Source organism: Paraburkholderia sp. (genome assembly GCF_026225065.1).
GTDB lineage: Bacteria > Pseudomonadota > Gammaproteobacteria > Burkholderiales > Burkholderiaceae > Paraburkholderia.
The window spans coordinates 1-4,646 of the sequence record NZ_JAMFSB010000404.1 but is presented as its reverse complement, the minus strand read 5'-3'; the positions used below and the strand labels follow the sequence as shown (position 1 = coordinate 4,646).

Annotated in this window: 5 protein-coding genes; 2 read left to right on the top strand and 3 right to left on the bottom strand. The window is 61.2% G+C overall.

Annotated features, from left to right (window positions below; all coding sequences use genetic code 11):
- Positions 1–96: 96 nt before the first annotated feature.
- The 3 genes from M0954_RS28030 to M0954_RS28020 form a co-directional block, all read right to left on the bottom strand.
- Positions 97–1,269 (bottom strand): 4-hydroxybenzoate 3-monooxygenase, encoded by a 1,173-nt coding sequence (locus M0954_RS28030; RefSeq protein ID WP_297356752.1) that lies wholly within the window; start codon positions 1,267–1,269, stop codon positions 97–99.
- A 224-nt stretch (positions 1,270–1,493) separates the two neighbouring features.
- Positions 1,494–2,135 (bottom strand): glutathione S-transferase family protein, encoded by a 642-nt coding sequence (locus tag M0954_RS28025; protein ID WP_297356750.1) that lies wholly within the window; start codon positions 2,133–2,135, stop codon positions 1,494–1,496.
- Positions 2,136–2,177: 42 nt separating this feature from the next.
- Complete coding sequence (locus M0954_RS28020) at positions 2,178–2,981, bottom strand: FadR/GntR family transcriptional regulator (protein ID WP_133893328.1); 804 nt, start codon at positions 2,979–2,981, stop codon at positions 2,178–2,180.
- Positions 2,982–3,235: 254 nt separating this feature from the next.
- Between M0954_RS28020 and M0954_RS28015 the strand changes: the two genes are divergently transcribed.
- Positions 3,236–4,117, top strand: a complete 882-nt coding sequence (locus tag M0954_RS28015; RefSeq protein WP_133893329.1) for a branched-chain amino acid ABC transporter permease — start codon at positions 3,236–3,238, stop codon at positions 4,115–4,117.
- On the top strand, positions 4,114–4,646 hold a 533-nt coding region (locus tag M0954_RS28010), incomplete at its 3' end, for a branched-chain amino acid ABC transporter permease (protein ID WP_297356748.1). The genes M0954_RS28015 and M0954_RS28010, both read left to right, overlap by 4 nt.

The following is a 4,646-nucleotide window of genomic DNA, read 5'->3' as shown; positions in this document are numbered from 1 at the left end:
TGGTGCAGTTCCGTCATGAGGTGGGTGAAGCGAGCCGGCGGCTGGAACAGGCGGAAGCAGCGCATAAGGCCGCCAGCGCTTAGGAACGCGCGACGCTTACACCGGCGCCACGCCCACATAGTTCTCCGCCATCGCGGTGGCCGCTGCCCGCGAGGTGGTGACATGCTCCAGCTCGGCCACCTGAAGTTGCTGTTCGAACGGCGAGGCATCGTCGAGCCGGTGCATCATGCGCGTCATCCAGTACGAGAAATGCTCCGCACGCCAGATGCGCTTGAGCGCGGTGGCGCTGTAGTTGTCCAGCAGATCCAGGCGGTTTTCCTCGTAAAAGGCCCGTAAAGCTGCGGTCAACACACGTACATCGGCGAGCGCCAGGTTCATACCCTTGGCGCCGGTCGGCGGCACAATATGGGCCGTATCGCCGGCCAGAAAAAGCCTACCGTGCTGCATGGTGGTCGAAACAAAGCTGCGCATGGCAACGATGTTCTTCTGGAAGATCTTGCCATCCACCACCTGCTGGCCGTCGGCGGAATCGACCCGGGCATGCATTTCGGCCCAGATGCGATCGTCTGACCAGTTTTCGACGGAGTCCTTAGGGTCGCACTGAAAATACATCCGCTGCACGTTCGCCGAGCGGGTGCTGACCAGCGCAAAGCCACGTTCGTGGCGCGCATAGATCAATTCATCGGAGGACGGCGGCCCTTCGCACAGGATGCCGAACCATCCAAATGGATAGACTCGTTCATAATCCTTGCGCAGAGTCGCAGGGATCGACGCGCGCGACACTCCTTGCGAACCATCACAGCCGATCACGAAGTCACACTGAAGCTCGCACGCCTCGCCTTGATGGCGAAAGCGGATTGAAGGCGTAGCTGTTTCGATGCCGTGAATCGACGTATCCGACACGCTAAACAACAAGGTGCCGCCCGCCTCCACCCGCGCGGCCACGAGGTCCTTGATGACCTCGTGCTGGGCATAGACGGTGATCGAGTGACCCGTTAGTCCGGTCAGGTCGATCCGGCGGCGCTTACCCTCGTAAGCGAGCTCAAAGCCATGATGCAGCGCGCCCTCCGCTTTCATGCGCGCGCCGACGCCGGCCTCGCAGAGCAGGTCCATGGTGCCCTGTTCGAGCACGCCGGCGCGGATGGTGGATTCGATCTGCGCGCGCGTCCGCGATTCGAGCACGACGGACTCGATGCCACGCAGATGAAGCAGATGAGAAAGAAGCAGGCCTGCCGGCCCGGCACCGATGATACCGACTTGAGTGCGCATAGTTGTCTCCTGTCGATGAGAGTTAGCGCTTTAGCGCTTACTCTCATCCCATGCAGTTTGATCGCGGTCGATCAGAGTTAGCGCTTCAGCGCTTACTCTGATCCCATGCAACGCAGTTGCGCTGCGGCAATTGATTTGTGGATCAAGTGTGCCGACCATGGGCCGTATCGCGCAACGCGATATGACGGATAACAACTATGCTATTTTGAGATAGAGCTGCGACTTCAGGTCAACATCGGCGTCAAATCCGGATCGCCTTTAGCCATGGCCCGCTGATAACCTGGCCGTGCGCCCATGCGCTGCAAATACGCGAGTATGTTGGGATAAGGCGCGAGATCGAGCGGATGGAACAGGCGCATCGTGGTCAGCGAGAAAACGCTCATGATGTCGGCCGCAGTGAATTCACTCCCCGCCAGATAGTCGTTCTGCGCAAGACGTGTCTCGACCAGCGCCAGCACTTTATCCAGTCGCTCGTGCGACGACGTTTGAACCGGATGGTCCGGTGCCAGCCCGCAGCGCCCCACGGTCATCGTTCGAAGCATGACCGGCTGAAGATTGCCGTTGGCAAAGTGAAACCAGTAGAGGTACGAAGCAAAGTCCGGATGGTCCGGCCCGTGCTGCAAACGTCCGCGACCATATAGGGCAAGAATGAACTCGACGATAGCGGCCGATTCCCCCAGCAACATGCCATCGACTTCGATGAGAGGCGCCGCGCCAAGCGGATGCAGCGCCTTAAGCTCCGGCGGCGACAGGCGGGTGACGGAATCGCGTGTGTATTTCTTGAGCTCGTACGGAATGCCGAGTTCTTCGCAAAGCCAAACGATCCGTTCGGATTGCGAATGGCCCAGGTGATGGATCTTCAGCATGAGACTTTCCTTGTGAAAAGCGTGGGGATAATCAGGCGGGGTTCACTTACCGAAATCACGCACCAGATCGCGCGCCAGCTCGCCGCCGCTGCCCGCCCAGAAATCGCGATCGGCTAGCCGCACGCGCTCAGCGACACACAGCAGGTGGTCGCCCGCCGCCGCGCGAGCCTGATCCGGATCGCCAGCGGCAATCGCCGCGACGATCTTTTGATGTTCCTCCCGCACCTGATTCATGAAATCCTGGCGGCGCGCTTCGTTCGCGCGCGTGACCTTCACCGCAAGCCGGATCTGCTGCGCGAACATTTCGACCAGCCGCATCCAATACGGATTGCCAGTCGCTTCGGCGATGAGCAAATGAAACTGCACGTCCTCTTCGACCCCGTCGCCGCCCGCGCGCATCGCATCTTCGACGCGCCGCAACGCATGCTCGATTTCCGCGAGTTGCCCTGGCGTGCGCCGTACGGCCGCGAGCGCCGCGATTTCCGCTTCGAGACCATGGCGAACCTCGGTCAGATTCAATAGCGACTGCACCGACTGCTCGGTCAGCGGGTCGCCCTGCGCCGCATGCGGGAACGGCGTCTGGCAAACGAACGCGCCGCTGCCTTTGCGGGTGGTCAACAGTCCGTCGGCCTTCAACAGCGCGATCGCTTCGCGAATCACCGTGCGGCTTACGCCGAAGTGCTGCGCCATCGCCTGCTCCGAGGGCAGACGCGTACCGGGCGCCAGACCGTCGCTGCGGATTTTCGCGAGCAGCTTTTCGGCGATGCGCTCGCCCAGCGTTCCGGCATCGAACGTGCCGCTGCTTTCGTCTGTGGCGGCCGTAGCGCGAGGGGTTGGCGGACTCATCAAGCCCATCCTTTCGAAGTCTTTAACCATTGCGTCATTCTACGCAATTCCAATTTGCGTTGACAGCCTTCGAACAGATCAATACTATTTACATACAAATTTTAGACATGTAGTTTATTAAATCTAAAAGCCGTAACGCAGCGTCGGCTGGTGTGGCGAAGCACCCGCCGCGCCGGTTCGCGTTCCACAGCGTGGGGAGACAGGGCTCGCGGTCCGCACAGGTCCGTGGTGCCGGCAATACGAGGAGAGAAGCGATGAGCTTCGTGGTCAACAACGTCCAGGTGCTGTTTGCCGGACTTGCGCTGGGCTCGATCTATGCGTTGGTCGCGCTCGGCTTCGTGCTGATCGTCAGAGCCACCAACGTCGTCAATTTCGCGCAGGGCGACTTTGCGATGCTCGGCGGCTTCGCGATGGTCGCCTTTCTCGGCAGTGGCCTGCCCTATTGGCTCGCGTTCGTGCTCGCACTCGTCGTGCTCGGCATCTTCGGCGTGATCTTCGCGCTCGGCGTCTATTACCCGCTGCGGCACCGCTCGTTCCTGCCGGTGATCATCAGCACACTCGGTGCGTCGATCTTCATGCAGAACGCCGCACTGTACATTTTCGGCCCGCAGCCACGTGCGATGAACCGGCTGTTCAGCAAGCCCGCCATCGAGATCGGGGGCGTGTTCATGGACACGCAATACCTCGCCATCCTCGGTTTCACCGCGATTGCGGTGACATTCCAGTACTTCCTGTTCGAACGCACGATGCTCGGCAAGAAGCTGCAGGCGACCTCGCAGGACAAGGACATGGCGCGGCTCGTCGGTATTCCGGTGGCCGCGATGATCGCGTTCACGTTCTTCTATAGCGCGGTGCTCGGCGGCCTCGCCGGCGCGCTGGTGTCGCCAATCCTGTTCGTGTCGATCGGCATGGGTTCGATCATCGCGCTTAAGGCGTTCGCGGCGGCCATCATCGGCGGCTTCGGCGACATCACCGGTGCGATCATCGGCGGCCTGCTGCTCGGCGTAGTCGAGAGCTTCGGCGCGCAGTACATTTCGGTCTCCTACAAGGACGCGTTCGCGTTCCTGCTGCTGTTCCTGTTCCTGATGCTGCGTCCGCAAGGCATCTTCGGCGAAAAGATTTCGGAGAAGGCATGAACCACGTCCCCGCCTCCAACGGACCGGCGCCGGGCGCACGCGCCGCACGCTTTTCGTTCGGTACTGTCGCGCTGATCGCCGTGGCCATTGCCGTCGCACTGGTCCCGTTCGTGTTCCCGCTCACGCCGTATGTGCTGAACATCTTCATGCAGGCGGCGACCTACGCGATCGCCGTGCTCGGCATGACGGTCGTGCTTGGCTACGCCGGGCAGATCAATCTCGCACAGGCCACCTTCTTCGGTCTTGGAGCGTATGCGGTCGGTCTTGGCACCGTGGTGCTCGGGCTGAACTTCTGGATCACGCTGCTGCTCGGCATCGGCCTTGCAACGATCGCCGGCTTCGTGCTCGGCCTCACGACGTTGCGCCTGGGTGGCCACTACCTCGCCATGATCACGATCAGTTTCCAGCAGATCTTCGATCTCGTGATGGTCAACTGGGCGAGCGTCACGCAAGGGCCGGACGGCGTCGCGGGCATCCAGCGGCCATCGATCTTCGGTTTCCCGTTTGCGGACGATCGCGTCTATCTCGT

Coding starts and splice junctions, on each gene's coding strand:
- M0954_RS28030 (WP_297356752.1), bottom strand. CDS start 1,269: ATGCGCACTCAAGTCGGTATCATCGGTGCCGGGCCGGCAGGCCTGCTT.
- M0954_RS28025 (WP_297356750.1), bottom strand. CDS start 2,135: ATGCTGAAGATCCATCACCTGGGCCATTCGCAATCCGAACGGATCGTT.
- M0954_RS28020 (WP_133893328.1), bottom strand. CDS start 2,981: ATGAGTCCGCCAACCCCTCGCGCTACGGCCGCCACAGACGAAAGCAGC.
- M0954_RS28015 (WP_133893329.1), top strand. CDS start 3,236: ATGAGCTTCGTGGTCAACAACGTCCAGGTGCTGTTTGCCGGACTTGCG.